General features: G+C 68.9%; 24 protein-coding genes. 16 read left to right on the top strand and 8 right to left on the bottom strand.

Annotated features, from left to right (window positions below):
• Positions 1–64 precede the first annotated feature (64 nt).
• The 8 genes from tatC (at position 65) to ALI144C_RS04160 (ending at position 8,940) form a co-directional block, all read left to right on the top strand.
• Positions 65–979, top strand: coding sequence for a twin-arginine translocase subunit TatC (gene tatC / locus ALI144C_RS04195; protein ID WP_083752698.1), 915 nt, complete (start codon positions 65–67; stop codon positions 977–979).
• Entirely contained in the window at positions 979–1,872 is an 894-nt protein-coding gene (locus tag ALI144C_RS04190; protein WP_076985658.1) for a diacylglycerol/lipid kinase family protein, read from the top strand. The genes tatC and ALI144C_RS04190 overlap by 1 nt, the downstream gene beginning before the upstream one ends.
• Before the next feature lie 45 nt (positions 1,873–1,917).
• On the top strand, positions 1,918–4,668 hold the full coding sequence (locus ALI144C_RS04185) for a DEAD/DEAH box helicase (RefSeq protein WP_076985657.1): 2,751 nt from the start codon (positions 1,918–1,920) through the stop codon (positions 4,666–4,668).
• A 155-nt stretch (positions 4,669–4,823) separates the two neighbouring features.
• The gene (locus tag ALI144C_RS04180) at positions 4,824–5,540 is read left to right on the top strand and encodes a DUF4333 domain-containing protein (protein ID WP_076985656.1); all 717 of its coding nucleotides are present in this window, start codon (positions 4,824–4,826) and stop codon (positions 5,538–5,540) included.
• A gap of 45 nt (positions 5,541–5,585) precedes the next feature.
• Positions 5,586–6,803: a GNAT family N-acetyltransferase gene (locus tag ALI144C_RS04175; protein WP_076985655.1), complete on the top strand. Its 1,218-nt coding sequence runs from the start codon at positions 5,586–5,588 to the stop codon at positions 6,801–6,803.
• Positions 6,804–6,920: 117 nt separating this feature from the next.
• Positions 6,921–7,727 carry an SAM-dependent methyltransferase gene (locus ALI144C_RS04170; RefSeq protein WP_237773968.1) on the top strand — a complete coding sequence of 269 codons (807 nt, stop codon included), beginning with the start codon at positions 6,921–6,923 and terminating at the stop codon, positions 7,725–7,727.
• A gap of 131 nt (positions 7,728–7,858) precedes the next feature.
• On the top strand, positions 7,859–8,467 hold the full coding sequence (locus ALI144C_RS04165) for an RNA polymerase sigma factor (protein ID WP_076985685.1): 609 nt from the start codon (positions 7,859–7,861) through the stop codon (positions 8,465–8,467).
• Positions 8,464–8,940 (top strand): hypothetical protein, encoded by a 477-nt coding sequence (locus ALI144C_RS04160; RefSeq protein WP_076985653.1) that lies wholly within the window; start codon positions 8,464–8,466, stop codon positions 8,938–8,940. The genes ALI144C_RS04165 and ALI144C_RS04160 overlap by 4 nt, the downstream gene beginning before the upstream one ends.
• 59 nt (positions 8,941–8,999) lie before the next feature.
• Here ALI144C_RS04160 and ALI144C_RS04155 read toward each other — a convergent pair whose 3' ends face one another.
• The gene (locus ALI144C_RS04155) at positions 9,000–9,929 is read right to left on the bottom strand and encodes a 5'-3' exonuclease (RefSeq protein WP_076985652.1); all 930 of its coding nucleotides are present in this window, start codon (positions 9,927–9,929) and stop codon (positions 9,000–9,002) included.
• Complete coding sequence (locus ALI144C_RS04150) at positions 9,926–10,915, bottom strand: LacI family DNA-binding transcriptional regulator (protein ID WP_330359565.1); 990 nt, start codon at positions 10,913–10,915, stop codon at positions 9,926–9,928. Before ALI144C_RS04150 ends, ALI144C_RS04155 begins: the two co-directional genes overlap by 4 nt.
• A 495-nt stretch (positions 10,916–11,410) precedes the next feature.
• Between ALI144C_RS04150 and ALI144C_RS04145 the strand changes: the two genes are divergently transcribed.
• The 4 genes from ALI144C_RS04145 to ALI144C_RS04130 all read left to right on the top strand — a co-directional run bounded on the left by ALI144C_RS04145 (position 11,411) and on the right by ALI144C_RS04130 (position 15,641).
• Positions 11,411–12,652: an MFS transporter gene (locus tag ALI144C_RS04145; protein WP_076985651.1), complete on the top strand. Its 1,242-nt coding sequence runs from the start codon at positions 11,411–11,413 to the stop codon at positions 12,650–12,652.
• A 9-nt stretch (positions 12,653–12,661) separates the two neighbouring features.
• The gene (locus ALI144C_RS04140) at positions 12,662–13,798 is read left to right on the top strand and encodes a M24 family metallopeptidase (RefSeq protein WP_076985650.1); all 1,137 of its coding nucleotides are present in this window, start codon (positions 12,662–12,664) and stop codon (positions 13,796–13,798) included.
• The gene (locus tag ALI144C_RS04135; RefSeq protein WP_076985649.1) at positions 13,795–14,253 is read left to right on the top strand and encodes an Lrp/AsnC family transcriptional regulator; all 459 of its coding nucleotides are present in this window, start codon (positions 13,795–13,797) and stop codon (positions 14,251–14,253) included. Before ALI144C_RS04140 ends, ALI144C_RS04135 begins: the two co-directional genes overlap by 4 nt.
• A gap of 65 nt (positions 14,254–14,318) precedes the next feature.
• Positions 14,319–15,641, top strand: coding sequence for a nucleobase:cation symporter-2 family protein (locus ALI144C_RS04130; RefSeq protein ID WP_076985648.1), 1,323 nt, complete (start codon positions 14,319–14,321; stop codon positions 15,639–15,641).
• A gap of 10 nt (positions 15,642–15,651) precedes the next feature.
• Here the strand turns inward: ALI144C_RS04130 and ALI144C_RS04125 are convergent, their stop codons facing one another.
• Entirely contained in the window at positions 15,652–16,719 is a 1,068-nt protein-coding gene (locus tag ALI144C_RS04125) for a GDSL-type esterase/lipase family protein (protein ID WP_076985647.1), read from the bottom strand.
• A 56-nt stretch (positions 16,720–16,775) separates the two neighbouring features.
• Between ALI144C_RS04125 and ALI144C_RS04120 the strand changes: the two genes are divergently transcribed.
• Positions 16,776–17,288, top strand: a complete 513-nt coding sequence (locus tag ALI144C_RS04120; protein ID WP_076985646.1) for a GNAT family N-acetyltransferase — start codon at positions 16,776–16,778, stop codon at positions 17,286–17,288.
• On the opposite strand, the gene ALI144C_RS04115 is transcribed toward ALI144C_RS04120, so the two are convergent.
• A complete protein-coding gene (locus tag ALI144C_RS04115; protein ID WP_076985645.1) occupies positions 17,260–18,399 on the bottom strand; it encodes a hypothetical protein in 1,140 nt (379 codons plus the stop codon). The genes ALI144C_RS04120 and ALI144C_RS04115 overlap by 29 nt on opposite strands.
• On the bottom strand, positions 18,396–19,481 hold the full coding sequence (locus ALI144C_RS04110) for a helix-turn-helix domain-containing protein (RefSeq protein WP_076985644.1): 1,086 nt from the start codon (positions 19,479–19,481) through the stop codon (positions 18,396–18,398). Before ALI144C_RS04110 ends, ALI144C_RS04115 begins: the two co-directional genes overlap by 4 nt.
• Before the next feature lie 352 nt (positions 19,482–19,833).
• Between ALI144C_RS04110 and ALI144C_RS04105 the strand changes: the two genes are divergently transcribed.
• On the top strand, positions 19,834–20,406 hold the full coding sequence (locus tag ALI144C_RS04105) for a hypothetical protein (protein ID WP_237773967.1): 573 nt from the start codon (positions 19,834–19,836) through the stop codon (positions 20,404–20,406).
• Here the strand turns inward: ALI144C_RS04105 and ALI144C_RS04100 are convergent.
• The 3 genes from ALI144C_RS04100 to ALI144C_RS04090 form a co-directional block, all read right to left on the bottom strand.
• Complete coding sequence (locus ALI144C_RS04100; protein WP_143230391.1) at positions 20,388–21,140, bottom strand: thioesterase II family protein; 753 nt, start codon at positions 21,138–21,140, stop codon at positions 20,388–20,390. The genes ALI144C_RS04105 and ALI144C_RS04100 overlap by 19 nt on opposite strands.
• Positions 21,137–21,784, bottom strand: a complete 648-nt coding sequence (locus ALI144C_RS04095; protein WP_330359564.1) for a TetR/AcrR family transcriptional regulator — start codon at positions 21,782–21,784, stop codon at positions 21,137–21,139. Before ALI144C_RS04095 ends, ALI144C_RS04100 begins: the two co-directional genes overlap by 4 nt.
• A gap of 142 nt (positions 21,785–21,926) precedes the next feature.
• Positions 21,927–23,252 carry a peptide ABC transporter substrate-binding protein gene (locus ALI144C_RS04090; RefSeq protein WP_076985640.1) on the bottom strand — a complete coding sequence of 442 codons (1,326 nt, stop codon included), beginning with the start codon at positions 23,250–23,252 and terminating at the stop codon, positions 21,927–21,929.
• A gap of 81 nt (positions 23,253–23,333) precedes the next feature.
• Here ALI144C_RS04090 and ALI144C_RS04085 point away from each other — a divergent pair, with 81 nt between their 5' ends.
• Both ALI144C_RS04085 and ALI144C_RS04080 read left to right on the top strand, forming a co-directional pair.
• The gene (locus ALI144C_RS04085; protein WP_237773966.1) at positions 23,334–24,719 is read left to right on the top strand and encodes an LVIVD repeat-containing protein; all 1,386 of its coding nucleotides are present in this window, start codon (positions 23,334–23,336) and stop codon (positions 24,717–24,719) included.
• 149 nt (positions 24,720–24,868) lie between these two features.
• Positions 24,869–26,722 (top strand): SpoIIE family protein phosphatase, encoded by a 1,854-nt coding sequence (locus ALI144C_RS04080; protein ID WP_143230390.1) that lies wholly within the window; start codon positions 24,869–24,871, stop codon positions 26,720–26,722.
• The last annotated feature ends 78 nt before the right edge of the window (positions 26,723–26,800 follow it).

Here is a 26,800-nt window from a genome sequence, read left to right as displayed (position 1 = left end):
GCGTGATCCGCACCGCCGGGAGTCGCGGCGTTCCCGAAGCCGCAAACACAATCCCGACGGCACGATGAGCCTGAGAGATCACCTGTACGACCTCAGGCACCGGTTGACCCTCGCCCTGATGTTCCTGGCCATCGGAGCCATCTTCGGCTACATCTGGTGGAGCTGGGAGATCTGGAAGGGCGGGTCGCTCGGCAACATCATGATCGCGCCTTACTGCGAGCTGCCCGCGAACCTGCGGCTGCCCAACGACAGGTGCGCGCTGATCCAGAGCACGCCGTTCGAGGCGTTCCTCGTCCGGTTGAAGGTCGGCCTCGGCGCGGGCGCCGTGCTCACCAGCCCGTTGTGGCTGTACCAGATCTGGGCGTTCGTCGCTCCAGGTCTGTACGACAAGGAGCGCAAGTTCGCGCGCACCTTCGTGCTGTTCGCGTCGCTGCTGTTCGTCGCGGGCGCCTTCCTGGCCTACTACGTCGTGCCGCAGGGCCTGGACGTGCTGGTCAGCTTCGGTGGTGACCAGTTCGCCACGGCGCTGCGGGCCAACGACTACTTCTCGTTCATCCTGGTGATGCTGCTGATCTTCGGCGTGAGCTTCGAGCTTCCGCTGGTGATCATCATGCTCAACCAGACCGGGGTGCTGTCGTACGAGAAGCTCAAGCGCTGGCGCCGTGGCTTCTTCTTCGGCCTGTTCGTCTTCGCCGCGATCGCGACACCGGGAACGGACCCGTTCTCGATGCTCGCCCTGTCCGTCGCGATGTGCATCCTGTTCGAGCTGTCCGTGCAGTTCGCCCGGATCCACGACAAACGCAAGGCCAGGCGCCTCGCCGGTGCCGAAGAGGACTACTCCAACCTCAGCGACGACGACGTGTCGCCGCTGAACCTGGAGACGCACAAGGTCGAGGACAACCAGCCGAGCCCGACGCCGACATCTCCGCCAACGTCTCCGCCCAAGGACGACAAGCCTGGCTATGACGACGTGACGTAATGCGAGCAGCTCTCGTCGTCATCCCGGCATCGGGGCTGGGCGCCGCCGGTCGTGTCGCGGGCACAGTCGCGGCGACGTTGCGTGGTTCGGTCGAGCACCTCGACCAGTACATGCCGTCATCCCCTGACGAAACCAACGCGGTCCTGCGCCGCCTGGTCGCGGACGGGGCAGAGGCGGTCGTCATCGTCGGCGGCGACGGTGCCGCGCACGCGGGAGTACAGGCCTGCGCCGGGACCGAGACCACGCTGGGCATCGTGCCCGCGGGTACGGGCAACGACCTCGCTCGTGCCCTCGGCCTGCCCAAGGATCCCGTCGCGGCGGCCGCGCACGTCGCCACGTCCCTCGCCGAAGGCCGCAGGAAACGCTTCGACCTGGGCAAAGTCGAAGGTGGCGCGTGGTTCGCCACCGTGTTGTGCGCGGGGTTCGACTCCGCGGTGAACGAACGGGTCAACCGGATGCGCTGGCCACGCGGCCCGCGCCGCTACGACGTCGCGATCGTCGCCGAACTGGCGGCGCTGCGGTCGTCCCGGCTCGTGGTCGAGACCGAGTCGGAGACCTTGGAACTCCCGGCGAACTCCGTCGCGGTCGGCAACACGCCCTTCTACGGCGGCGGCATCCCGGTCTGCCCGGACGCCGACCCGTCCGACGGCTGGTTCGACGTGACCGTCGTCGGCCAGGCCCACCGCCGTGACCTCGTGCGGATCCTGCCGAGCCTGCGAACGGGCTCGCACGTCGACCACCCGGCGGTGACCACGCTGCGGGCGAAGTCGATCACGCTGCGCACCGGCGGCGGGTGGATCGGCTACGCCGACGGCGAGCGGGTCCGCGAGTTGCCCCTCGACATCCGGTGCGTCCCCGGTGCGCTCAGCATCGTCCCAGGTCAGGGCCAGTAGTGAAGAGATGCGCCGACCCTTGTAGATATTCGTTACTGTAGTGGTGTGGCCGCACGCCCTTCGCGTACGCCAGCTGAGGCTTTCCAGGCGTCCAAACGTCGCTCCGCAAGCCCCGAGCTGGCCGAATTCACTTCCGTGCTCTCCTTCGAGCTCGATCCGTTCCAGGCTGAGGCGTGCGAGGCGCTCGAAGCGGGGCATGCCGTGCTCGTCTGCGCCCCGACCGGCGCGGGCAAGACCGTGGTCGGCGAGTTCGCCGTGCACCTCGCGCTGGCCGAGGGCCGCAAGTGCTTCTACACGACGCCCATCAAGGCGCTGTCGAACCAGAAGTTCGCGGACCTGACCGCCCGCTACGGAGCGGGCAAGGTGGGCCTGCTGACCGGGGACACCTCGGTCAACGGCGACGCTCCGATCGTCGTGATGACCACCGAGGTCCTGCGCAACATGCTCTACGCGGGCTCGAACGCGCTCAAAGGCCTGCAGTACGTAGTCATGGACGAGGTGCACTACCTGGCGGACCGGTTCCGCGGCGCGGTGTGGGAGGAAGTCATCCTGCACCTGCCCGACGACGTCCGGCTGGTCAGCCTGTCCGCGACGGTCAGCAACGCCGAGGAGTTCGGCGAGTGGCTGGTCGCGGTCCGCGGTGACACCACCGTCGTCGTCGACGAGCACAGGCCGGTCCCGCTGTGGCAGCACATGCTGGTCGGTCCGCGGATGATGGACCTGTTCATCGGCGAGGACCCGCAGGGCGACGCGCGGATCAACCCGCATCTGCTGCGCCGCATCGAGGAGACCACGCGGATGCACGCGTGGCAGTCGGTCGGCCGCGGCAAGCGACGCCCGCCGATCAACCGTTCGCGGTTCAAGCCGCCGTCGCGGATCGACACGATCCAGCGGCTGGACGGCGCCGGGCTGCTGCCCGCGATCGTGTTCGTGTTCAGCCGGGCGGGCTGCGACGCCGCGGTGATGCAGTGCGCCCGGTCCGGGGTGCGGCTCAACAACGACGCCGAGGTCGTCGAGATCCGCCGGATCATCAACGCCAGGACCCGTGACCTGCCCGAAGGTGACCTCGCCGTGCTGGGCTACTGGGAGTGGCGCGACGCGCTGGAGCGCGGCTTCGCCAGCCACCACGCCGGTCTGCTGCCCGCGTTCAAGGAGACCGTCGAGGAGTTGTTCGTCCGCGGCCTGGTCAAGGTCGTGTTCGCGACGGAGACCCTGGCGCTGGGGATCAACATGCCCGCGCGCACGGTCGTGCTCGAACGGCTCGTGAAGTACAACGGCGAAGCGCACGTCGATCTCACGGCTGGGGAGTACACGCAGCTCACCGGCCGCGCCGGGCGGCGGGGGATCGACATCGAGGGGCACGCGGTCGTGCTCTGGCAGCCGGGTGTGGACCCCAAGCAGGTCGCCGGGCTCGCCTCGACCCGGACATACCCCCTCAAATCGTCGTTCAGGCCCGGATACAACATGGCGGTCAACCTGGTCGCCCGGCTCGGCGCCGAGGCCGCACGCGGCCTGCTGGAGCAGTCCTTCGCCCAGTTCCAGGCGGACCGCTCGGTGGTCGGCGTGTCGCGCCGGATCGAGCGCAACCGGGAGGCGCTCGACGGGTACGCCGAGTCGATGACGTGCCACCTCGGTGACTTCACCGAATACGCCGAACTGCGGCGCAAACTCACCGACCGGGAGAAGTCGCTGGCGCGGCAGAACTCGTCGGCGCGCAGGGCCGAGGCGGCGGCGTCGCTGGAACGGCTGCGCAAGGGCGACGTGATCGCCGTGCCGAGCGGCCGCAGGTCGGGCCTGGCGATCGTGATCGACCCCGGTCTCGACCCGATGGGCGAGCCGCGCCCGCTGGTGATCACCGAGGACCGGTGGGCCGGGCGGCTGTCGGTGGCGGACTTCCCGCACCCGGTCGAGTCGCTCGGGCGCGTGCGGTTGCCCAAACAGGTCGACATCCGCTCACCCCGGTCCCGGCGTGACCTCGCGTCGACGTTGCGCAGCACCGGGATCAGCGTGCCCACCCGTGGCAAGCGGCGCTCGGGTCCCGACGACGACGCGGACCTGGCCGCGTTGCGCAGGGCGCTGCGGGCGCACCCGTGCCACGGCTGCCAGGACAGGGAAAGCCACGCCCGCTGGGCCGAGCGCTACCACCGGCTGGTGTCGGAAACCCAGCAGCTGGAACAGAAGGTCGCGGCGACCACGCACTCGCTGGCCCGCAACTTCGACCGGATCCGCAAGCTGCTCACCGAACGGGACTACCTGGCCGACAGCGGGACTCGGGAGGTCACGGCGCACGGCCGCAGGCTGGCCAGGCTCTACGGCGAGTCGGACCTGCTCGCGGCGGAGTGCCTGCGCAACGGCGTGTGGGAAGGGCTCACCCCGGCCGAACTGGCCGCGGTCGTCTCGGCGCTGGTGTTCGAGGCCCGCCGGGACACGCCCTTCGAGGCCAGGGTGCCGCAGGGCGCGGTGACCGAGGCGCTGGCGCAGACCGCGCAGCTGTGGTCGGACCTGAACGAGGACGAGCGGCGGCACAAGCTCGACCGCACCCGCCAGCCGGACGCCGGGTTCGCGTGGCCGGTGTACCGGTGGGCGCGCGGCGAATCGCTGGAGCGGGTGCTCACCGCGGCCGAGTCCGCGGGCCAGGAGCTCACCGCGGGCGACTTCGTCCGGTGGTGCCGCCAGGTGATCGACCTGCTCGACCAGGTCAAGGACGTGGTCGGTGGCGACTCCGACCTCGGCGCGACGGCGGCGCAGGCCGTGTCGGACATCCGGCGCGGTGTGGTCGCGGCCGGTACGACGTGAGCGGTACCAGGACGCAAGACGGCGCAGTCACGGCGTGGCAGCCACGGCGTGCGTTCGGCCACGGCTCGGAAACACCTGCCGGGTCGAGTGGGGAAATCACCGCGACCTGTGGTTGGATCGCGCCGAATGCTGCATAAGGACACCGGAGGCAAAGCATGAGCAGCCCGTACGGGCCCGGCGGGAACGACCCGCAGCAGTGGGGGCAGCAACCTCAGCAGCCCTACGGCACACCTTCGGGTGGTTTCCCAGCCCAGCAACCAGGCGGTTATCCCCAGCAGCCGGGGCAACCTCCGCAGCACGGTGGTTACCCGCAGCAGCAGCCCACGGCACCCTACGGCCAGCCGCAGGAGCAGTCGCCCTACGGCCAGCCGCAGGACCCCAACACGCCGGGCAGCGGCGGCTTCCCGGCTCAGCAACCGCCGTACGGCCAGCAGCAACAGCAGTACCCGGGTTACGGCCAGCAACAGCAGCCGTACGGTGATCAACAGCAGCAGTACGGCGGCTACCAGCAGCAGCAGTATCCGGGACAGCAGCCGCCGAAGAAGAAGTCGGGCGCGATGCTGTGGATCATCGTCGCGGTCGCGGTGGTCGTCATCGGCGCCGTGGTCGTGCTCGGGTTCGTGACGCCAGGTTTCTTCAACAAGCGGGTCCTCGACAAGGCCGGCGTCGAAGCGGGTGTCGTGAAGATCCTCAAGGAGCGCTACCAGTCCGAGGCCACCAACGTGTCGTGCCCGGCCGACAAAGAGGTCAAGGTCGGCAACTCGTTCGAATGCACGCTGAAGGCCGACGGCAAGGACAGCACGGTGACCATCACCGTCAAGACCGACTCCGACAAGCCGGAGTACGAGGTCGGCCAGCCGCAGTCCAAGTAGAAAATCGGTCGTACCGCGAAGTCGGACATGACACCATCGGCTGTCATGTCCGACTTCGCTGTTCGTGTGCTGACCGAAGACGCTGAGATACGAGCAGCCCATTCCGTGCTGCGCGTGGCGCTGCATTCCCCGCCGATGAGCGATTCGGACTGGGCGGACACCAAACCCACGTACGCGCCGAAGCGGTACTTCGGCGCGTTCGCCGACGGTGTCGCCGTGGGTTCGGCGTACATCTACGATTCCGAGGTCGCGGTTCCCGGCGGCGGGACGCTGCCGATGTCCGGGCTGGCGCGGGTCGGGGTGCGGGCGGACTTCCGCAGGCGCGGGGTGATGACGGACCTGATGCGGTTCCAGTTCGCCGACGCGGCGGCCAACGGGCAGGTACTGTCCTTTTTGCACGCCAGCGAGTCCGGGATCTACGGCCGGTTCGGCTACGGCATCGGCACCCGGTCGCGGGAACTCCAGCTGACCAGGCCGAAGTTCCGTGTGGACGTACCGCGTTCGGGGCACGTGCGGATGCTGACGAGTGCGGAAGTGCTGGCTCAGATCCAGCCGTTGTACAAGCGGATCGGTTTGTACCGCAACGGGATGATGAGTCGCGGCCGCGACTGGTGGGCGGTTCAGGTCGACCGCGTTGTGCGCGGCGACGAGCCGTACCTCGTGGCTGTGCACACCGGGCCGGACGGCGAGGACGACGGGTACGTCGTGTACAAGGCGATCCCGGACGAGTCCTATGTGGCCACGGATTTCGGGTCGACGCTCGAGGTCTTCGACCTCGTCGGCGCGAACCAGGGGGCGCGCAACGATCTGTGGCGGTTCCTGGTGGAGATCGACCTGATCAAGGAGATCCACGCGCACGCGCGGCCGGTGGACGAGCCGGTCGAACTCCTGCTGGAGGACCCCCGATCGTGTATGACCCGCAACATCGACGACGAGGCGTGGGTCCGGCTGGTCGACGTCCTCGCCGCGTTGGACGCGAGGACCTACGGTGACGCTGATCCCGTTGCGGTGGCTGTGAAGGACGCGTTCCTGCCGCGGAACTCAGGGACATACCTGGTTTCCCGTGACGGTGTCACGAAGACGTCCGCGCAGCCCCAGTTGACACTGGACGTCGCGACACTGGGGTCGCTCTACTTCGGTGCGTGGCCGCCGTCGGCGCTCGCCGCGGCGGGCCGGATCGACGTGCACGACCCCGCCGCTGTCGCCCGGGCGGATCTGCTGTTCCGGACTGACTCCATCCCGTGGTGCGGCACCGGTTTCTGAGAATCCTACGCTCGCGTAGCGCGATCGAGTTAATCCCAACCCGGGTCGGGATGAACTCGTCGCCGCGCGGTTAGCCTCACGATGACGCAGCACACGAACACGGGTGAGGTTCCGAGGGTGACCGACGCGACCGCCGAATGGGTACCGACCGGCATCGACGAGGAGGTGCCGAGCGCGGCGCGCGTCTACGACTACCTGCTCGGCGGCGGGCACAACTTCAGCGCAGACCGCGTGCTTGCCGAGGAACTCGTGAAGGTGATGCCCGCCCGCGACATGGCGCGGATGAACCGGCAGTACCTCGACCGCGCTGTGCGTTTCCTGGTCAGCCAGGGCATCACCCAGTTCCTCGACCTCGGCTCGGGCATTCCCACGGCCGGCAACGTGCACGAGGTGGCCCAGCGGCTCAAGCCCGGTGCTCGTGTGGTCTATGTGGACAACGAGGCAGTCGCGGTCGCGCACAGCCAGATGATCCTGCGCGACAACCCGGACGCCGCGGCGATCGCGGCCGACATGCGCGAACCGGAGAGCGTTCTGGGGCACGAACAGGTCCGGCGCCTGATCGACTTCACCGAGCCGGTTGGCCTGCTGATGGTCGCCGCCACGCAGTTCATCGCGGACGCGGACGACCCGTGGACGATGACGCGGCGCTACCAAACCGCCCTCGCCCCCGGCAGCCACCTGGCCCTGTCCGCGTTCACCTGGGACAACGACCCCGACGCCATGCGTGCGGCGATCGACGTGTACGCCAACAGCCGTGACCCGCTGCACCCCCGTACCCGCGACCAGATCCGGCGGCTGTTCGGTGATTGGCCGCTCATCGAACCGGGCCTGGTCTACACACCGGAGTGGCGGCCGGAGCGGGAGGCCGACAGTTCGGAAGCGCCCCGCTCGAACCTCTACGCGGGTGTCGCGGTCAAGAACTGACCGCGGCCGCCTTTTTGTCGTTGTTTATTGCTTGACAACGCCGTCGCATTAGACTCGGTGGGTGGTCGCCGCCGGTGGGGAAATTCCTGGCGGCGGGTGGCATTGCGTGCCAGGCGACGAGGGGCAGAGTGGTGACCAGCGTTCAAACCGCGGACGACGATCCCGCGTGGGACGGCTTGCAAGGCGCCGAGCGGTATGCGGCATGCATGCGCGCGGCAAGAGCCGGGAACCGGATCGCGCGGGCGACCCTGGTCAAGGACCTCACCCCGTTGGTCTGGCACGTGGCGAGAGGTAACGGATTGGACCGCACGCTCGCTGAGGATGTCGTGCAGACAGTCTGGCTCGCCCTCTTCAGCCACATCGACTCCCTCGCGGAGCCGAAGGCGCTGGCGAGCTGGTTGATCACCACGACCCGCCGCGAAGCGCAGCGCGTACGCACGACCAAGAGCGCGAACGACGTACCGCTGACCGACGAGATGGCCGGGCAGTTGCGCAGCACCCAGCCGCAGCCGGAGGACGAGGCGGTCCGCGCGGACCGCGACGTCAGGCTGTGGCGTGCGTTCAACGAGCTGTCACAGAAGTGCCAGGAGTTGCTGCGGCTGACCGTGCTCGGTGGCCGGGCCGAATATCGCCTGGTGGCGGAGGCCACGGGCATGAAGCGTGGCGCCATCGGCCCGACGAGGGGCCGCTGCCTGAACACGCTGCGGAAACTGTTGGACACCGAAGGGGGCGGCGGATGACGAAGATCGACCCGACGGGGGGCCAGGTGTATCCCGACGACGAGATCCTCTCCGACCTCGACCGGCTGATGGACGAGTTCGACCCGCCACCGGCAGGCCTGATCGAGCGGGTGCAGTTCGCGATCGAACTGGAAGACCTGGACGTCGAGGTGGCCCGCTGGGAGCGCGCGGACGCGCTGGCAGGCGTGCGAAGCAGCGGCGACCAGGGCACGATCACGTTCACCGTCGGAGACCTGATGGTGATGATCAACCTGACCAGGATCGGCGAGAACAACCAGATCGACGGCTGGCTGGTCCCCCCGGGCGAGCACACCGTCGAGGTCCGAGTGGCGGGCTACGGCTCACACGACACCCGGTCGGACGAAGACGGCAGATTCGTCCTCGACTGCGTGCCAAGAGGAACAACGCAGATCGTCATCCAGTTCGGCGGCCCACCCGGCAGGACGGTCATCACGCCGACAGTCCTGCTCTGACCCTCCTGCCCAGAGGTCAGCCACCCGGCGAGGGACCGCTCTGGACTGTCCTAGCCGAGTTACCCGCTGATCGCCTTGAGCAGACGATCCACCGAAGCGCCCAGATCCCACTTCTCCTTGAGCGCCATCACCCGGTCGAGATCGGCGGGCGCGGACGGCACCCGGTCCTCGCGATCCAGCACCACCGGAGCGTCCACCGCGACCGCGACCACTGTCGGTGCCGCATCGAGGTATTCAGCCGACGCGAGCAAATTCGTCTGCGCGCGCTTCGGGATGCGCTTGTCGCCCGCCGCGGCGCCTTCGCGCAGGGCCGCCAGCGTGCCGAACTCGCGGATCAGCTTGGCTGCTGTCTTCTCGCCGATTCCCGGCACGCCGGGCAGGCCGTCCGACGGGTCGCCGCGCAGCACCGCCATGTCGGCGTAGCGCGGGCCGGTGTCCTCGGTGGGCAGGTCGTACTTCTCCGCCAGTTCCGCGGGCCCGATCACCTCGACCTTGTTCCAGCCGCGGCCGACGTACCAGACCGTGGCCGGGGTGGGGGTGTGGCGGACCACCTGGAACATGTCGCGGTCGCCGGAGATGACCTCGACGGGATCGGTCCGCTCGCGGTGGGTCAGTGCGCCCATCACGTCGTCCGCCTCGTAGCCGACGGCTTCCGCCGTGCACAGGCCGAACGCGTCCAGCAGGTCCAGGATGATCGGGACCTGCGGCGACAGCAGGTCCGGCACGTCCTCCTCGATGCCGTCGCCTTCCTCGGCCACCCGGTGCGCCTTGTACGTCGGCAGCGCCTCCACGCGGAACGCCGGGCGCCAGTCGGCGTCCAAACAGGCCACGAGCCGGGTCGGGCGGCGGTCGGTGAGGATGCGCGCGATGGTGTCGGTGAAGCCGCGCACGGCGTTCACCGCTGTGCCGTCCGGTGCCCGCATCGAGTCGGGCAGGGCGTAGAACGCGCGGAAGTACAGGCTGGCGGAGTCGAGCAGCGCGAGCGTCACGGGTGCAGCTTAGGGGGCGGCGGTGCTGTCGTGGCGCGGACGATGAGTTGCGTGTCGAGGTCGACCTGGCGGACGTCGGCCGAGTCGGTGTTCAGGCCGTCGAGCAACAGGTCGACCGCGAGCGTTCCGGCAGGCGCCAGCGGCATGGCCACCGTCGTCAGCGGCGGTGAACACAGCTCGGCGAACATCAGGTCGTCGAAACCCGTCACGCTGACGTCACCGGGCACGCTGATTCCCCGGTCACGCAGCCGCGCGAGCACACCGAGCGCCATGATGTCGTTGTACGCCATGATCGCCGTCGGTCCGGTCGCCAGCGCGAGGTCACACGCCTGCAGGCCGCCTTCGTAGCGCGGCGGGAACGGACCGAGCTCGACCAGGTCGACGCCGTGCTGCTGCGTCGCCAGTCGTAGCCCGCGCCTGCGTTCCTTGTTCGACCACGAGGTTCGGGGACCGTTGAGGTACACCAGCTTGCGGTGGCCGAGCGCGACGAGGTGGTCGACGACCTGGCGCATGCCCGACGCGCTGTTCATCAGCGCCGCGGGCACGCCGCGCAGTCGCCGGTTGAGCATCACCAGCGACGTGATGCCCGCTGCTTCGTAGAGCAGGGTGTCGTCGATGCCGGGCGAGCAGACGATGACGCCGTCCACCTGTTTGGCCATCGCACGGACGAGTTGTTCCTCGGTTGTCCGGTCCTCGTCGCTGTCCGCGACGAACACGGCGTAGTCGGCCTGCCGTGCGCGTGCCTGCACGCCTTTGAGCACACCGGTGAAGAAGGGGTTGTTCAGGTCCGGCACGACGATGCCGAGATTGCCTGTGCGCCCGGTGATCAACCCACGGGCGGCGCGGTTGGGCTGATAACCCAGTTGTGCCGCGGCGCTGAGGACGCGATCACGCGTCGCGGGCCTCACCAGATCGGGCGAGGACAACGCTCGCGAGACGGTGGCGACAGAGACCTGCGCCTCCCGTGCGACGTCGCGGATGGTCACCGCCAACGGGTACACCTCCACTCGTCGCTTTGCACGGATCGTACCGGCCGATGTAACGCGGGACCGGTACCGGGGCGTCGGCGCGGCGGTTGTGACGTGCGGCGCGTCGACCGGCCGGCGCCCATGGATGCAAAGTAGCGAAAACGTTTACATCTGTCAGTGAAAGTAAACGCGGGCCGACGCGATTCGCCACGAGCCAAGCGCGGCAACACTTTCAGTGTGCATGCGGTCAGGAAAGCGTTGGCGTGGCTGGAGATGCGCCGCCAGGACGAAACTGTGGCGGCGAAGAGACTGAGGTGAGTGGTCCGCCGTGCCCCCCGGTGCGGCGGACCACCCGCCCCGGAAAGAACACTATCGGCGTGCCGAACACGAGCCCAGCGTAGAACTACTCATGAGCGGCGGTTTCCCTCGCAGCACATAGTTGCGTGACGAACGACCATTGCCGAAGTCCTAACGCCATGGTGCAGTGGTGCGTCGGGAACTGAACGGAGGGAAATGAGACGGCGCCTGCCGCTGCTTGCCTTGCTCGGTGCGTTCGGGATCTCGCACACCGGATCGGTCATGACGCTGCTCGCGATTCCGTGGTTTGTCCTGCAGACAACGGGAAGCGGGCTGCAGACCGGTGTGGTGACGGCGGCGGAGACGGTCGGTCTCCTCGCGTCGTCCATTCTGTCCGGACCGGTGATCGACCGGTTCGGCGCCCGTGGAATCAGTGTTCTCGCGGATGTCGCCGCGGCGGTCGCGGTCGGTACCATCCCGCTCGCGGACGCCACTGTCGGCCTATCGCTTCCACTACTGACTGTCCTAGCCGGACTCGCGGGACTCACCAGGGCACCGGGCGACACCGCCAAACGAGTGTTACTGCCCGGTGCGATCTTCCTCGCGGGCATGTCGCTCGAACGGGGATCCGGCGCCGCCGACGCGATGATCCGCATCGGGCGCACCCTCGGCGCACCGCTCGCGGGCACGATGATCGTCGTGATCGGCGCGCCCGGCGTGCTGTTGCTGGACGCGGCCACGTTCCTGGTCGTCGCGTTGCTGACCGCGCTGTTCGTCCGGGTGCGGGAGGAAGCTCTGCTCACCGAACCGGGCGGGTACTTCGGCTGGCTGGCCAGCGGCCTGCGCTACGTCCGCCGCGACCGGCTGATCCTCGCCATCATCGCCACGGTCACGATGATGAACGCACTCGACGCGGGCATGAACGCGGTCCTGCAACCCGCGTTCGCCGCACGGGTGATGGACAGCAGCCTGCTGCTCGGCGAACTGATGGGTGTGTTCGGGCTCGGCGCGGCGGCGGGCAGCGTCGTCTACGGCTGGTGGGGATCGCGGTGGGGCCGGTGGACGACCTTCGCGGTCTGCGCACTGCTCGCAGGCGCGCCCCGGTTCCTGCTGCTGTGGATGGAACCGTCGGTGCCGTTGCTGCTGTTCGGGTTCTTCGTGTGCGGGCTTGCCGCAGGCAGCCTCAACCCGGTGCTGGTCACCGTCGAGCTGATGCGGATCCCGCCGCACCTGCGGGCCAGGGTGCTCGGCGCGGGGGAGGCGGGCGTGCTGGCGATGATGCCGGTCGGCGCACTGGTCGCGGGCGTCATGCTGGACGCGATCGGGCTGGGGGCGACGTTGCTCACGTTCGCCGCCGTCTACGCACTCACGACGTTGAGCCCGGTCGCGTTCCGCGTATGGCGGCAGATGGACGACCACCGCATCCCAGCCCCCGCGCGGCAACCGGTCGCGGTTTAGGCTTTGGGCATGTCGTCCTCCACCGCGCCTGTGCCTGCCCCCAAGATCCTCCGCAGCCGACTGGAGCGCGCCCAGCAAGCCGCCGCCGACGCGGGCTTCGACGCACTGCTCGTGACGCCGGGATCGGACCTGCGCTACCTGATCGGCGCGGTCGGTGGCTCGTTCGAGCGGCTGACCTGCCTGGTGCTGCCGGTGTCGGGGCAGGCGACCCTGGTCGTGCCGAAGCTGGAGCTGCCGGGCTACGAGCACCTGCTGGTCGACGAGCTCGGCGTGGACGCGGCCACGTGGGTGGACGGCGTGAACCCGGCCGAGCTGGCCGCCGGGCTGCTGAAGTCCCCGAAGCGGGTGGCGGTCAGCGACTTCACCCCGGCGCTGCACGTGCTCGGCCTGCGCGACGCGCTGGCAGGCGTCGAGCAGCAGCTGGCCGGGCCGGTCATCCGTGAGCTGCGGATGCGCAAGGACGTCAGCGAGATCGACTCGCTGCGCGAGGCCGGTGCCGCGATCGACCGCGTGCACGCCCGGATGGGGGAGTTCCTGCGCGCGGGCCGCACCGAGAACGAGGTGGCCGCCGACATCGCCGACGCCATCGTCGCCGAGGGGCACACGCTGGCCGAGTTCGTCATCGTCGGCTCCGGCCCGAACGGCGCCAGCCCGCACCACGGCTCGTCCGACCGCGTGATCGAGCAGGGTGACGTCGTCGTGATCGACATCGGCGGACCCGTCGCCGAGGGCTACAACTCGGACTCCACCAGGACGTACGCCATCGGCACGCCCCGCGACGAGGACGTCGCCACGACCTACGCCGTGCTCCAGCAGGCCCAGCAGGCCGCCGTCGACGCGGTCCGGCCGGGCGTGACCGCGCAGGACATCGACCGCGCCGCCCGCGCGGTGATCGCCGACGCCGGTTTCGGCGAGTACTTCATCCACCGCACCGGCCACGGCATCGGCCTGGACGTGCACGAGGAGCCGTACATCGTCGAAGGCAACGACCTGGTGCTCGAGGAAGGCATGGCCTTCAGCGTCGAGCCGGGCATCTACCAGTCCGGCCGGTGGGGCGCCCGGATCGAGGACATCGTGGTCGTCACGGCCGGCGGCGTCGAGTCGCTCAACACCCGCCCGCACGAACTGGTGGTGCTCGGCGAGTGAGCACACCCCAGCACCTGGAACCGCTCGACCAGGCCATCGTGCGCGAGCTGGCGGCGGACGGCCGCTGCAGCTTCACCGACCTGGCCGAGCGGGTGGGCCTGAGCGTGTCCGCGGTGCACCAGCGGGTCAGACGGCTGGAGCAGCGCGACGTCATCCGCGGCTACACCGCGCGGCTGGACGCCGACGCGATAGGTTTGCCGCTGACGGCGTTCGTGTCGTTGACGCCGATCGACCCCGCCGCGCCGGACGACTACCCGCAACGGCTCGCGCACATCTCCGCGATCGAATCGTGCTATTCGGTCGCCGGTGACGAGTCGTACATCCTCCTCGTCCGCGTCGGCACGCCCGCGGACCTGGAGGACCTGCTGCGCCAGGTCCGGGAAGCCGCGAAAGTGTCCACCCGCACCACGGTCGTGCTTTCCACGCCCTACGAGGCGCGCCCGCCGTCCCTCTAGGGAAAACCGGGCGTCTGCCTCATCGGTGATTCCCCAACCGGGTACCGGACTGGCAGGATGCGCCGATGTTCGGAATCAAACGCGGCGAGCACCCGGTGGACCAGGTGCCACCGCTCGGCCAGACGGTCGCGCTGGGGCTGCAGCACGTGCTGGCGATGTACGCGGGCGCCGTCGCCGTCCCGCTGATCGTTGGCGGCGCGCTGGGCCTGTCCAAAGCCGACATCGGTTACCTGATCAACGCCGACCTGCTGGTGTGCGGCGTGGCCACGCTGATCCAGTGCCTCGGGTTCTGGCGGTTCGGCGCGCGGCTGCCGCTGATGCAGGGCTGCACGTTCGCCGCCGTCACCCCGATGGTGCTGATCGGCAAGAGCGAGGGGATCACCGCGATCTACGGCGCGGTGATCGTCGCCGGGGTGGTCACGGTCCTGCTGGCGCCGCTGTGGGGCAGGCTGCTGCGGTTCTTCCCGCCGCTGGTGACCGGCACGGTGATCACGATCATCGGCCTCGCGTTGATTCCCGTGTCGGTGAACTGGGCTGCCGGCGGGGCCGGCTCGCCGAGCTTCGGGGCGCCGCGCAACCTGGCGCTCGCGCTCGGTGTGCTGCTGCTCGTCCTCGTCGTGCAACGATTCGCGCCACCGGCGCTGAGCCGGATCTCGGTGCTCGTCGCGATCGCGGTCGGTACCGTCGTCGCGATCCCGTTGGGGTTCACGGACTTCTCCGGTGTCGCCGACGCGCCGGTCTTCGGCGTCAGCACGCCGTTCCACTTCGGACTGCCGAGTTTCGACGTCGCCGCCGTCATCGCGATGGTGGTGGTCATGCTGGTCACGATGACCGAGACGACCGGTGACATCCTCGCGGTCGGCGAGATGGCCGGTCGGCCGGTCGACGGCAGGCGGCTGGCCGACGGGCTGCGCGCGGATGGACTGTCCACTGTGCTCGGCGGGGTGTTCAACACGTTCCCGTACACGGCTTTCGGGCAGAACGCCGGACTTGTCGGGTTGACGAAGGTGTACAGCAGGTTCGTCGTCGCGGCAGGCGGCGTGATACTGGTGATCCTCGGTCTGTTCCCGGTGCTCGGCGAGGTCGTCGCCAGGATCCCGGCGCCCGTGCTCGGCGGCGCGGGCATCGTGATGTTCGGGACGGTGGCGGCGATCGGCGTGAAGATGCTGGCCAAGGTCGCCTTCGACAACAGCGGCAACATGATGGTCGTGGCGGTGTCACTGGGCATCGGCCTGATCCCGACAGCCGTGCCGACCATCTACAGCCAGTTCCCGAACTGGTTCCGCACCGTCATGGAGTCCGGGATCAGCGCGGGCGCGGTGTCGGCGGTGGTGTTGAACCTGCTGTTCAACCACTTCCGCGGCAAACGGGCACCAGCCGGGTCATGAACCACCCAGATCACGACCCGACGGTCGGGGCGGCGTGCAGGTCGCCGTCCGGACCGGCGAGGCAACTGGCCGCGCGCGCGGCGATGTTCAGGAACTCACCGACGCACTTGCCGACCTGTTCGTAGCCCGCGGCGTTGGGGTGGAACGACTCCTGCAGCGCGTGGTTGGCCCGTTCCTGCGCGCGCAGGTCCGTCCACTGCACCGACAACCGCCGGAACCACTCCTTGCTCGCGTCACGCTGTGAGCACGCCTCACGCCCGATGCCCGCCCGCGACAGGTCGAGGAACCGTGCGCCCCCGTCCTGAGCGGCCTTGCGCAATCCGGCGGTGAGCGTCGGCACCGCCTTGTCCCGCACCCACTCCAGGTCCTCGGTGCGGAAGGGACAGCCGGACAGGTCCTGGAGGTCGTCCAGCACGTTGGGGGCGACCGGAGCGGCGTACGACTGCAGCACGAGTTGGTAGTCGCTGTCTTGGTACCCGGCGCCGGTCATGACCTTCTTGATGTCCTGCAGGACACGGGTGACCTTCGGGGTCATCGCGTCGATCCGGCGCTGCCACTCCCGGCCGACACCCTGGCCGCACGAGGGTTTGCCGCTGTCGAACCACGCCTCGACGCAACTGTTGAGCGAGTTGGCGAACGACGGGTCGTCGTTGGCGCCGACGGCGACCACGACGGCGACGACCCGCTGCTGCCGTGCGACCACCGCGAGCCTGCCCGCCTGCGACGGCTCGGTGTACTGCTTGGCCTCACCCAGACCGACCTGTGCGCTGGACGCACCGGAACAGGCGAGGCTGATGGTCATCGCGATGTCGGCCATGCCGGTCTTGTGGATGGAGGCGTTGCGTGAACGGTGACACCAGTCACCTTTCTCGCCGTTGGTGCCCGGTTCGTAGTCACCGGCGCCCTCACCGGAGATCGTGCTGTCGCCCATCGCGACCAGCACACGGGGGGCGTTCTCCGGTGGCCGCAGGCCGGGTTCGGGCTGTTGTTGCTGGTCGCCGCCGATGACGAAGACCGCGACGAGTGCGACCGCGAGCAACCCCGCGAGTGCCATCAGGTGCCAGCGCCACTTTCGCATTGCTGGTAAGTCTAGTGGTCACGTGATGGTCGTTCGCCCAACTGGGAGGGGAGCCCATGAGCGGCGTCGAGATAAGGCCTGCGAGGGACGTCGACTTAGCCGTGCTGATCGGCACCTTCGGCGAGGCGGACTTCTTCGCCGACCGGCTGGTCAGGCAGGCGGGCGAGCACGGCGTCCTATTGACGGCGTGGGACCACGACACCCCGATCGGAGCCGTCTACGTCTGGAAGCAGGCGGCCGAGGAAGTGGAGGTACGCCAACACCTGCCAGGCGTGCCGCTGCTCAACCACGTGCAGGTCCACTCCGACTACCGCAACAGGCGCATCGGCACCGAACTGGTCATAGCGGCCGAAAAGCTGCTGGTCGACGACGGCCACTCCCGCGTCGCGCTGGCGGTGCGGACCGACAACCCGGACGCGTACCGCCTGTACGAGCGGCTCGGCTACAAGCAGTGGCCACACCCGCCTGTCGAATGCCAGTACTACGTCCGACTACCGGACGGCACACGCAAGCGCTGCGTGGAGATCTGCCACATGATGGTCAAACCGCTCCGCCGTAGCAGTGCATGAGACCGATGTCCGCCAGCAGTTTCTCCAGTCCGCCCGCGGCGTGCTCCGCTTCGTACTCTTCGACGAACCGGCGCCAGACCACACGATCGGCACGCCAGGCGCGCAGGTAGGCCACGCACAACTCGGGCTCGATCAGCCAGTTGCGCCCGCGAGCCGCCTTCAGCGCGACGATCATGCGTGCTTTCTGCGCCGAGTGCAGCTGCGCGGCGCCCACCATCCCGATCACTTCTTCGATGAACGACCTGCGCTTGGTCAGAAACGTCCGCCAGTACCGGGGTTTGTCGGCCTCGGCCAGTTCCCGTCCGGTGGTCAGCAGTGCGAAAAGCCCTTCGGCCAGGCTGTCTCCCAGTTCCTCCGACCTGGCCCGCCGGTCGTCCCGGTACGGGTCGTACCGCGCCTGGACCACTTCGCCGGTGATGGCGGACGGCCGCAGCCCCTGCTCGTCGAGCAGGAAGAACCAGTCCTCGTTGTAGATCTTCGGGAAGAAGGACGTGTACGAGTCGTGGCCGACCGCCAGCGCCCCGCCGCCGATGAAGGTGTCCTGGTCGCCGCCCGCGTCGCGAAACGCGTGGCACACAACGGAATTGTCCGAGAACCCGCCGATCGACAGTCCGGCGCCCGCGTAGTCGTCCAGCAGGCCGACGGCGTCCTCCAGGTCACGCGGGCGGGGCACTTCGATGTCGTCGTCGAGGAACACGATCCGCTTCCAGCCGGCCACCTGCGCGAGCAGCAGGCCGAAGTTGCGCTTCATGCTGGTGTCGGTCGGCCGGTCGAACTTGCTGCCGCGGATCACCGCCGACGTGGTCAGATCCGGCAGCAGGTCGGGAGCGAGCAGGTCGACGTCGACGGCGAGGATCCTGATCCCCGTCGGCCGGGCCATCCAGAGCGCGGACTCCGCCCTGGCGCGCTTGCTGCACAACACGACCAGGACGCAGTCCTGTTCCTGGGCCAGCCTGATCGCCTCCGACAGGTATCGCGCGGGCCGGGCGGTAGGTACGACGATGGCGTCGATCTCGGCAGGCTCCGCGACGGGATCGCGGGTGATCAGCTTCTGGTGGGAAGGGATGTGGTTGCGCGACTGGCCCCGCCGTCCCGAGGGGACGGTTGTCATCCGGGGCTCTCAGACCACTCGTGCAGGCGGGTTTCCGGCAGGGTCCAGTCCGGCGTGATGACCTCGCCGCCCACCACCTGGACGCGCGTGATCACGCTGAACGCGTGGGCGCCCGCGAAGCGCTGGGCGAGGAACTCGCCGTTGCGGTCGCGGAAGCGGCTGTCGGTCAGCGCGCGGACCACGCCGTACGTGCCTTTGCCGAACATGCCGTTGCAGATGGTGACGGTGCGCAAGGCGTTGAACGGGTTGACACCGCGGTAGAAGTGCCCGACGTCCTCGATCAGCCGGTCGTCGCGGGTCAGCTGAGGAGCGATCAGGTCGACCGTGTCCTCGCGTCGCACTTCGAAGCCTCCGATGTCGCCCTCACCGTCCCTGGCGACCTGTCGCACGGGCAGTTCCACGCGGTCAAGCAGGTCGCGGGTGACGAAGTTCCAGTCGACTCCGCCGAGCAGCACCAGGTGGGACGAGTAGTCGTCCCGCTCGAGTTCGGGCGCAGGCTTGAAGTGCACGCGAGTGGTCGGGTTGGCCGCGCGGATGTGACCGTACAACTCGATCAACGCGTCGGGGTCGGCGTATGTGTAGAGCGCCGCGTAGTCCGGGCTGTCCGGGTCGGCGTAGGCGGTCTGCCGCAGCGAGTCCGGCAGTTGCGCGCAGACGATGGTGACGATGTTGTTGTCGCCGAAATGCCAGAATCCCGGCAACGACGGTTCCTGCGCCGACGCGGTTTCCTGCGGTTCGGCGGTTGCCTTCATGCGCAGGTGGAGCAGTTCGTCCCGCAACGCGGCCTGGGCGGTGCGCTCCGCGTCGGTGAGCTCGCTGGCGGGCAGGATCCGGTACGGCTCGTTCTCCAGCGAACGCCGGGTCGCGAAGAAGGTCGCGTACGCCTCAAGGCGGTTCACCGGGGGGACGTGGGGGTTGGTGGTGCTTTCCCACGAGGAGATCAGGGAGACGCTCAGGCCCTTGCGTCCGCCGAGTGCCTTCGCGAGCTGGAGCTGGGTGATGACGCCGTGCCCCGGCCAGTGCTGTTCGCGCAGCGACCGCAGCCTGGCCGCCAGTGCTTGGCGCGGGTCGTCGGCGGACACTGGTCACCCTTCAGTGAATTTCAGTCAAGCATTAGGAGGCGAAGTGTACATCCGGCTGTGCAGGCAAAGGGAACCCCTATTCGCTGTTGCCATGCGGTTGTAGATACCTGTGAGCGTTGTGGTTTACCAGTACAGGCCCTACGCTGAAGCTTAGCAAAGTTGAGCTAACTTCAGTAGATTTCAGGAATTTCAGTGAAGTGGCCGAAGGACTCGACCCGCTCACCTTCGCAGGCAGGGACGGAGGAAACCAGGAGACACGCCGCCAAGGCGTTGCAACGAACCGGAAGGGGTCGTCATGACGACGTCATCGCCACCCACCCCTGTACTACCCCGCCACCGAACGATCTTCGCCGTGGACATCGAAGGGTCCACGACCAGGACGAACTGGGAACGCGCGCTGCTGCGCAAAGTGATGTACGAGCTGATCGAGGAGGCGCTGCGGCGCGGCGGGATCGGCGAGCAGCACCGCGATGTGATCGACCGGGGAGACGGCGCGTTCATCCTCATCCACCCGGTCGACCAGGCACCGAAGACCGTCCTGCTGACCATGGTCGTCCCGACGCTGGCCGAACTGCTCGGGGAGTACGACCCCGAACAGCCCGACCACCGTTTCCGGCTACGCGCCGCCGTCCACGCGGGGGAGGTGCACAACGACGGCCGAGGGTGGTACGGCGAGGACCTCGACGTCACCGCGCGACTGGTGGACGCACCGGTGCTCAAGCGCACGCTCCGGCAGACCACAGCGCCCCTCGTCCTCGTCGTGTCGGAGGACATCTACGAGTCAGTGGTCCGCCACGGTTACGTCGGGATCGACGACACCGAGTACGAGCCGACCGTCCGCATCCGCGTCGGCGGGCGCCGCAGGCGCGGGTGGGTGCGGATCCCCGGCGCGGCCGGGTACGGCGGTCACGGCCTGACAGCCTGACTGGCCTCGATGTGCCTGGCGATGGCGTCGATCACCGCGTCGGCGTTGGTGTCGATGTAGAAGTGGTCGCCGGGGAAGACCCGCAGTTCGGACGCGCCCTCGGTGTACTCGCTCCACGCACGCGCCTCGTCCTCGGTCACCTTCGGGTCGGCATCGCCGACGAAGGCGTGGATCGGGGTCTTCAGCTTCGGCCCCGGCGTCCAGGTGTAGGTCTCCGCCGCGCGGTAGTCGCCGCGGATCGACGGCAGCACCATGCCGAGGATGTCCTTGTCGTCGAGCAGGTGGGAGCCCGCGCCGCCGAGCTTCTGCACCTCCGCGATCAGGCCTCTGTCGTCGAGCCGGTGGGTGCCTTCGTCCCGGTTGAGGCCGGGGGCGCGCCTGCCGGAGGCGAACAGCGCGGTCGGCCACACACCGGCCGACTCCAGCTTGCGCAGCAGTTCGTACGACACCGAGGCGCCCATGCTGTGACCGAACAGCGTCAACGGCTTGTCCAGGTACGGCTGGAGTGCGGCGAACACCCCCTCGGCCATCTCCTGGCACGACTCCAGACACGGCTCCGTGCGCCTGTCCTGCCTGCCCGGGTACTGGATCGCCAGCACTTCCACCTTCGGCGCCAGCGCCTTGGCCACCGGCAGGTAGTAGCTGGCCGATCCGCCCGCGTGCGGCAGGCACACCAACCGGGCGGACGCCTCCGGCACCTGGACGAAGCGTCGGATCCACCGGTCGTCGGTCATGACTTCGTTTCCCATTCTCTCAACCGCCCCAGTCGCTGTTCCAGACCGTCGAGGCAGCGGTGGACGGCGTACTGGAACAAGTCCGTGAAGAAGTCCGCGACCCGTTCGGGCCTGCCGACCATTCCCGCTACAAAAGTACCGACAGCGGCGAGCCCCGGGAGGTCGGCGCGGTCACAGAACGCTTGGTACTCCCGTGCGTGCGCTGTGCGCATGGCCGCGATACCGCGCTGGTCGTCCTCGAGCGCGATGTACTGGCACGCTGTGGTCATGATGACGTTGTAGGCCAGCACGCTGTCCTCGCCGAACCCGGCTTCCTGCAGCAACCGCACACCCAGGTCGATGATCGGGCCGCCGCACGATGCGGGCGGGCCGTGCATGGCCAGCCGCCTGGCGACACCGGGGTAGCGGCGCAGCACGTCCCTGTGGTCTTCGAGCAGCAGGCCGAACCACTCGCGCCACGGCAACGTCTCCGGGGGGATGGCCAACTGGCGCACCACGTGGTCCAGCACGAGCCAGACCACCGCCTCCCGGTCGCCCACATGGTGGTACACCACCGCCGGTGACGCCTCGATCCGCCCCGCGAGCTGCCGCAACGTCCAGTTGTCCAGGCCGTCCGCCGCGGTCAGCTCGACAGCTTCGGCCACGATCCGCTCAACCGTGACAGCGGGCAACCCTGCGCCATGGCGCGACCGCGACCGCTGTTGTGGAACCCCCATACCACTACACAGTAGCGTTTCCGGCGGTTGGACCTGGGCGGATCGGCGAGGTTCCGGCACGAACCCGGATTCAGGACCCCAGGGTGATCGCGGTCAGGTCGACGTCGTGCGCGGCCGTCGCGACCACGTCCCGCACCCGCTCAGCCCACACCGCGTGCCCGTGCCTCGTCCACAGTGGAACGAGCGGCAGCTCGCGCAGGACCTCGTTCTCCACCAGCCGGTAGTTCTCCGCCTGGACGACCGGGTCGCCGGACGCCGCGGCCGCGTCCAGGAAAGGCCTGATCGACGGCAGGTCGAGCCCGTCGAACAGCTCATGCGGGCTGTCGATGCCGCCGTGCGCCCTGTGCAACGCCACCGCGGGCCCGGTGTCGGTCTTCAGCCCGAGGTTGGCCTGGACCTGCCCGGTCACGGCACGCAGTTCCCCGTCGCCGCCGTTCGTGAACCGCGCCGCGCCGAGGTCGGCCTGGGTGCGCAGGCTCTTGGCCGCGGCCTGGTCGAAGGTGCAGGCGCGGCAGCTGCCGGACCGCTCACCCGGCGCGACGGCCGGTGTGAACAGCCGGGTCGCGGGGTCGTACTGGTTGTCCAACGGCCCCTCGGCCACCGCCTTGCGGTTGATCGACAGCGCGATCGCGTACCTGGCGGCCGGATCCGGCATGTCGGGTCCGAAGAGGAGGTAACTGGCGTCCGGTTTCGGCCAGACGACGTTGCGCGCGGGGAAGTCCTGGTGCATCGAGGCGTGCCTGCTGCCGGGGAAGTCGACCACCAGGTCCAGCTTGCCCGCCTTGACTTCGTCGAACGCGACGGCGAGGTCGGGGTAGACCTTCAGGTCGATCCGCTGTGCCTTGGCGCCCACCGGGTTCGCCCGGATCAGGCGGCCGCCCTTCCGCTGGTCCCACGGCTGCCCGAGCTTGAACGGGCCGTTGCCGTCCAGCGGTTTGCCCGGCCGGACGGGCAAAGCCCACACCGAGGCGAGGAACGCGGGCACGTAGCTCGCGGGCCGTTCCATGACCAGCTGGATGGTCGAATCGTCGACCGCGGCGGCGTTCTTGTACGGGATCGGTTTCTCGACCACCGCGGCCCACGCGTCCACATACGAGGTCGCGGTCACCTTCGTGCCGTCGTGGTACTGGCCTGGGCGCAGCTTGATCGTCCACGTGATCTGGTCGGTGCTCGTCGCCGACTCGGCCGCGCGTGGCGTGATCTTGCCAGTCGCCGGGTCGTAGTCGATCAGCGGGGTGTACAGCGCGTGGGCGACCATCCGGTTGCGCGGCAGGTTTTCGACCTCTCCGACACCGACAGTCAGCACACCTGGTTCCGGCCTGGGACCGGCGTCGGGACCGCTGCTACAGCCGGTGATCATCAGGGCCGCGGCGAGCAGGATCGTGGTGACGCGCATGGCAAGTTCCTAGCAGATGAGGTCCTGTGAACGACGAACGGCCGTTGTCCCCGATCGAGTAAGGCGCCTAGTGTGACGCGGGTGCGTAGGGTGTTATTCGGTTCCACAGTCGCAATGTCCGCGGTCGCGCTGATGTTCGTCAGCACGGTGCCCGCCCAAGCTTGCGGTGACGAGGTTTTCGGCAACCCCGGCACCTCGTCCAGTGCCGCACACACCGGACATACCGGACCCAAGGCGGAGGCGCCTGCCGCGTCGAGCGCGGTCAAGAACGTCGACCTCGTGGCGAACGTGCCCGACGCCGCCGGCGCCACCTCGCTCCGGTTCGTGAAGTACGGCAGCAAAGACGTGCTGTTCGTCTCCGGCACGTTCGGCCTGAAGTCCTATGACGTCGACAACCCGCGCAAGCCCAAGCTGCTCGGGGAGGTCAAGCTGCCGGGATTCTGGCAGGGGGAGGACACGGAGGTCGACGAGAAGCGCAAGCTCGTCTTCCTCGCCCGTGACCCCCGTGCCTTCGGTGGCAACACGCGGACCGGCGAGTCCGGCATCTACACCGTGGACGCCAGGCACCCGGGCAAACTGGAGATCATCAGCTACGTGCAGGTCCCGGCGGGGCACACGACGAGCTGTGTCAACGACTGCCGGTACGTCTGGACCGGCGGCCCGGCCAAGGCCGAGAACCAGCCCGCCGAGTGGGGCGGTCGCCCGATCTGGGTGACCGACATGTCCAACCCGCGCAAACCCAAGGTCTTCCCCACCCCGATCGACCTGTACCGCAACGACGGCAAGACCGACTACGCCCATGACGTCCAGGTCGACTCCATGGGCATCGCGTGGTCGTCCGGCCGTGGCGGTGTGCGCGGCTACTGGACCGAGGGCTGGCACCGCGACCCGGTCAGCGGGAAGTTCCGCCGGGCGACAGCGCTCGATCCGGTGCCGTACGCCGGTGGTGGCATCAACGAGCTGGCGGCGCCGTCGAGGTTCATGCACAACAGCTACCGCCCGGTGGGCTGGCGCCAGAAGGACGGCGGCGACCACGAGCGCTGGGGCCGCACCGGCGACCTGATCTACGCGACCGAGGAGATCTTCTTGGACGGGTGCGCCGGTGACGGCGTGCTGGTGATCGCTTCGCTGAAGGGCTCGTACAACGGCGAGGGCTGGCGGTCGACGCCGGACAAGCCGTTCCGGCTCAAGACCATCGGCAGCTGGAGCGTGGCGGGCCAGGAGGGCAGCGACCCGGCGAGCGGCGACTGCTCGGCGCACTACTTCGACGTCGACGGCAAGATCCTGGTGCAATCGTTCTACGCGCAGGGCACCCGTTTCCTCGACATCAGCGACCCGACCAACCCGCGCCAGATCGCGTACCACCGCCCGGCCGACGGCCGGTCCTGGTACCCGGCGTGGCACAAGGGCTACGCCTTCGTCGCCGACAACGTGCGTGGAGTCGACGTGCTGAAGCTGTCACGCTAGTGGTCCAGTGGCGCCCCGGTCGAGCGACCGGGGCGCCGTGCTGTCAGGCGGTCAAAAGCCGTGGGGCAGTACAGGTTTAGCGCACCCGACGATGGGGTAGTCCGCCCTGGGGCGTGGGCATCGCCCAGGCAAGAGGGAGTGATCCTCTCGTGGGACGTGCGATCGGGGGCGATCCGGCCGATGTGGCTCGCGCCTTTGAGCATCTGCCGGCTGTGGTGTGGCTGCTCGAAGGGCCAGAACACATCGTGGTCGCCGCCAATCGGGCCGCTCGGGCGAGTGTCGGCGACCTCGACCTGATCGGGATGCCGATCAGGCTGGCGGGCAAGGCCCTGCCGGGCACCAGGCTGCTCGACATGCTCGACGAGGTCTACCGGGAGGCCAGGACGCTCTCGGTGCAGGAACCGGACGCGCTGGTGACCGTGCGTCCGGTGATCGACGGCTACGACGTCGTGACCGGGTTGATCGCGCAGGTCGTGGTGCTGTCCGACCAGCCGCCGCCTTTTCGCCGTGACGAACACGAGGTCGCGCTCGACCTGCAACTCGCGGTCCTGCCGCACGGGTTGCCGGTGTTGCCGGAGATCAGCATGGCCGCGGCGTACCTGCCCGCGGGCGCCAACGACGCGGCGGGCGGCGACTGGTTCGAGGTGGTCCCGATGCCGGGCAGGCGGCTCGGCCTGATCGTCGGCGACGTCGTCGGGCACGGCCCGAGGGCCTCGGCGATCATGGGCCAGCTTAGGGCGATCGTGGCCGAGCGGATGCTGCTCGGCGCCGAGCTCAGGGACGTGGTGAACGCGCTGGACACGTTCGCGCGCAGCGCCCCGGAGGCGCGGGGCACGACGGTGTGCGTCGCGGTTCTCGACCGGCAGAGCGGTTCGCTGGAGTACTGCACGCGCGGCCACCCGCCGCCTCTCGTGGTCAGCGCGAACGGGGAGACGCGAGTGCTTCCGCAGCCCAGCGGCCCGCCGCTGGCGTTCGGCGACGGCGAGTTCATGTTCGCCGAGGACATGATGTGGCCGGGGGAGACGATCGTGCTGTACTCCGACGGCGCGGTGGAACGCCCCGGCCGCACGATCGTGGAAGGCATCGGTGAGCTCGCCGCGTGCTCCGCGCAGGTCGTGCGGGTCAACGGGACCGGCCAGCGGTCGCTCGCCGACCGGATCTGCCAGGGCGGCATGCGTCTGATCGAGGAAGGCCACGCGCCGCACGACGACGCGAGCCTGCTCGCGGTGACCGTGCTGCTGCCGGTCGTGGAGCCGCTGATGATGGCGGTGCCCGCGTTGCCGCAGAAGCTCACCGAGGTCCGCCGGGGCCTCGGCGGGTGGCTGGGTGACCTGCGGCTGATGGAGGACGACCTGGTCGCGGTCGAGCTGAGCGTGATCGAGGCCGTGACCAACAGCATCGAGCACGCGTACACCGACCCCGGTGGGTTGGTGCACATCGAGGCCTCGCTCGACGAGGTCGGCAGACTGCACGTCCGGGTGGCCGACACCGGCGCGTGGAAGAAGCCGGACGCCGAACCGGGTTTCCGCGGCCGGGGCATGCTGATGATGCGCGAGTCCATGGACCAGATGCGGCTGTCCACCACGTCGAAGGGGACCGTGGTGGAGATGTCCAAGCTGGTGCGCCGCCCGGTGCGGACCGGCGCGACCCGGGTGGCGCCCGCTCGTGACGAGGAAGCCGACGATCTGCACATCGATCGCATGTCGTTGCCGGACTCGTTGTGGCTGACGGTGTCCGGCGCGCTCGACGGCAGTTCGGCGGCCCGGTTGCGCAGCGCGCTGCTCGAGGCCGCGCGGGGTGGCAGTCGTTTGCCGATCACGCTCGTGCTGGACGACGTGACCGCGCTCGGCAGCGCGGGCCTGCGCGTCCTCACCGAGCAGGGCAGACGGCTCGGGGACGCGGGCCGTCTGTTGCGCGTGGTCGCCGCGCCGAGCAGTCCGGCGGGCAACGTGCTGTCCATCAGCGGCGTCGACATGCTGCTGGACGTGCGGTCACACGCCTGATCCCGGTACTGATCTGCGGAGCTCGGCCACAGCCCATAGGTTGGGGCACGCGAGACACACCAAACCGGGAGGAGCGGA

The sequence above is a fragment of the Actinosynnema sp. ALI-1.44 genome (assembly GCF_001984155.1).
In the GTDB taxonomy this organism is placed as follows: Bacteria; Actinomycetota; Actinomycetes; order Mycobacteriales; family Pseudonocardiaceae; genus Kibdelosporangium.
The sequence above is the reverse complement of the archived record's forward strand: the minus strand, read 5'-3'. Positions and strand labels throughout refer to the sequence as shown.

Coding starts and splice junctions, on each gene's coding strand:
- tatC (WP_083752698.1), top strand. CDS start 65: ATGAGCCTGAGAGATCACCTGTACGACCTCAGGCACCGGTTGACCCTC.
- ALI144C_RS04145 (WP_076985651.1), top strand. CDS start 11,411: ATGAGACGGCGCCTGCCGCTGCTTGCCTTGCTCGGTGCGTTCGGGATC.
- ALI144C_RS04140 (WP_076985650.1), top strand. CDS start 12,662: ATGTCGTCCTCCACCGCGCCTGTGCCTGCCCCCAAGATCCTCCGCAGC.
- ALI144C_RS04100 (WP_143230391.1), bottom strand. CDS start 21,140: ATGACCGACGACCGGTGGATCCGACGCTTCGTCCAGGTGCCGGAGGCG.
- ALI144C_RS04130 (WP_076985648.1), top strand. CDS start 14,319: ATGTTCGGAATCAAACGCGGCGAGCACCCGGTGGACCAGGTGCCACCG.
- ALI144C_RS04125 (WP_076985647.1), bottom strand. CDS start 16,719: ATGCGAAAGTGGCGCTGGCACCTGATGGCACTCGCGGGGTTGCTCGCG.
- ALI144C_RS04160 (WP_076985653.1), top strand. CDS start 8,464: ATGACGAAGATCGACCCGACGGGGGGCCAGGTGTATCCCGACGACGAG.
- ALI144C_RS04090 (WP_076985640.1), bottom strand. CDS start 23,252: ATGCGCGTCACCACGATCCTGCTCGCCGCGGCCCTGATGATCACCGGC.
- ALI144C_RS04180 (WP_076985656.1), top strand. CDS start 4,824: ATGAGCAGCCCGTACGGGCCCGGCGGGAACGACCCGCAGCAGTGGGGG.
- ALI144C_RS04115 (WP_076985645.1), bottom strand. CDS start 18,399: ATGACAACCGTCCCCTCGGGACGGCGGGGCCAGTCGCGCAACCACATC.
- ALI144C_RS04120 (WP_076985646.1), top strand. CDS start 16,776: ATGAGCGGCGTCGAGATAAGGCCTGCGAGGGACGTCGACTTAGCCGTG.
- ALI144C_RS04175 (WP_076985655.1), top strand. CDS start 5,586: ATGTCCGACTTCGCTGTTCGTGTGCTGACCGAAGACGCTGAGATACGA.
- ALI144C_RS04190 (WP_076985658.1), top strand. CDS start 979: ATGCGAGCAGCTCTCGTCGTCATCCCGGCATCGGGGCTGGGCGCCGCC.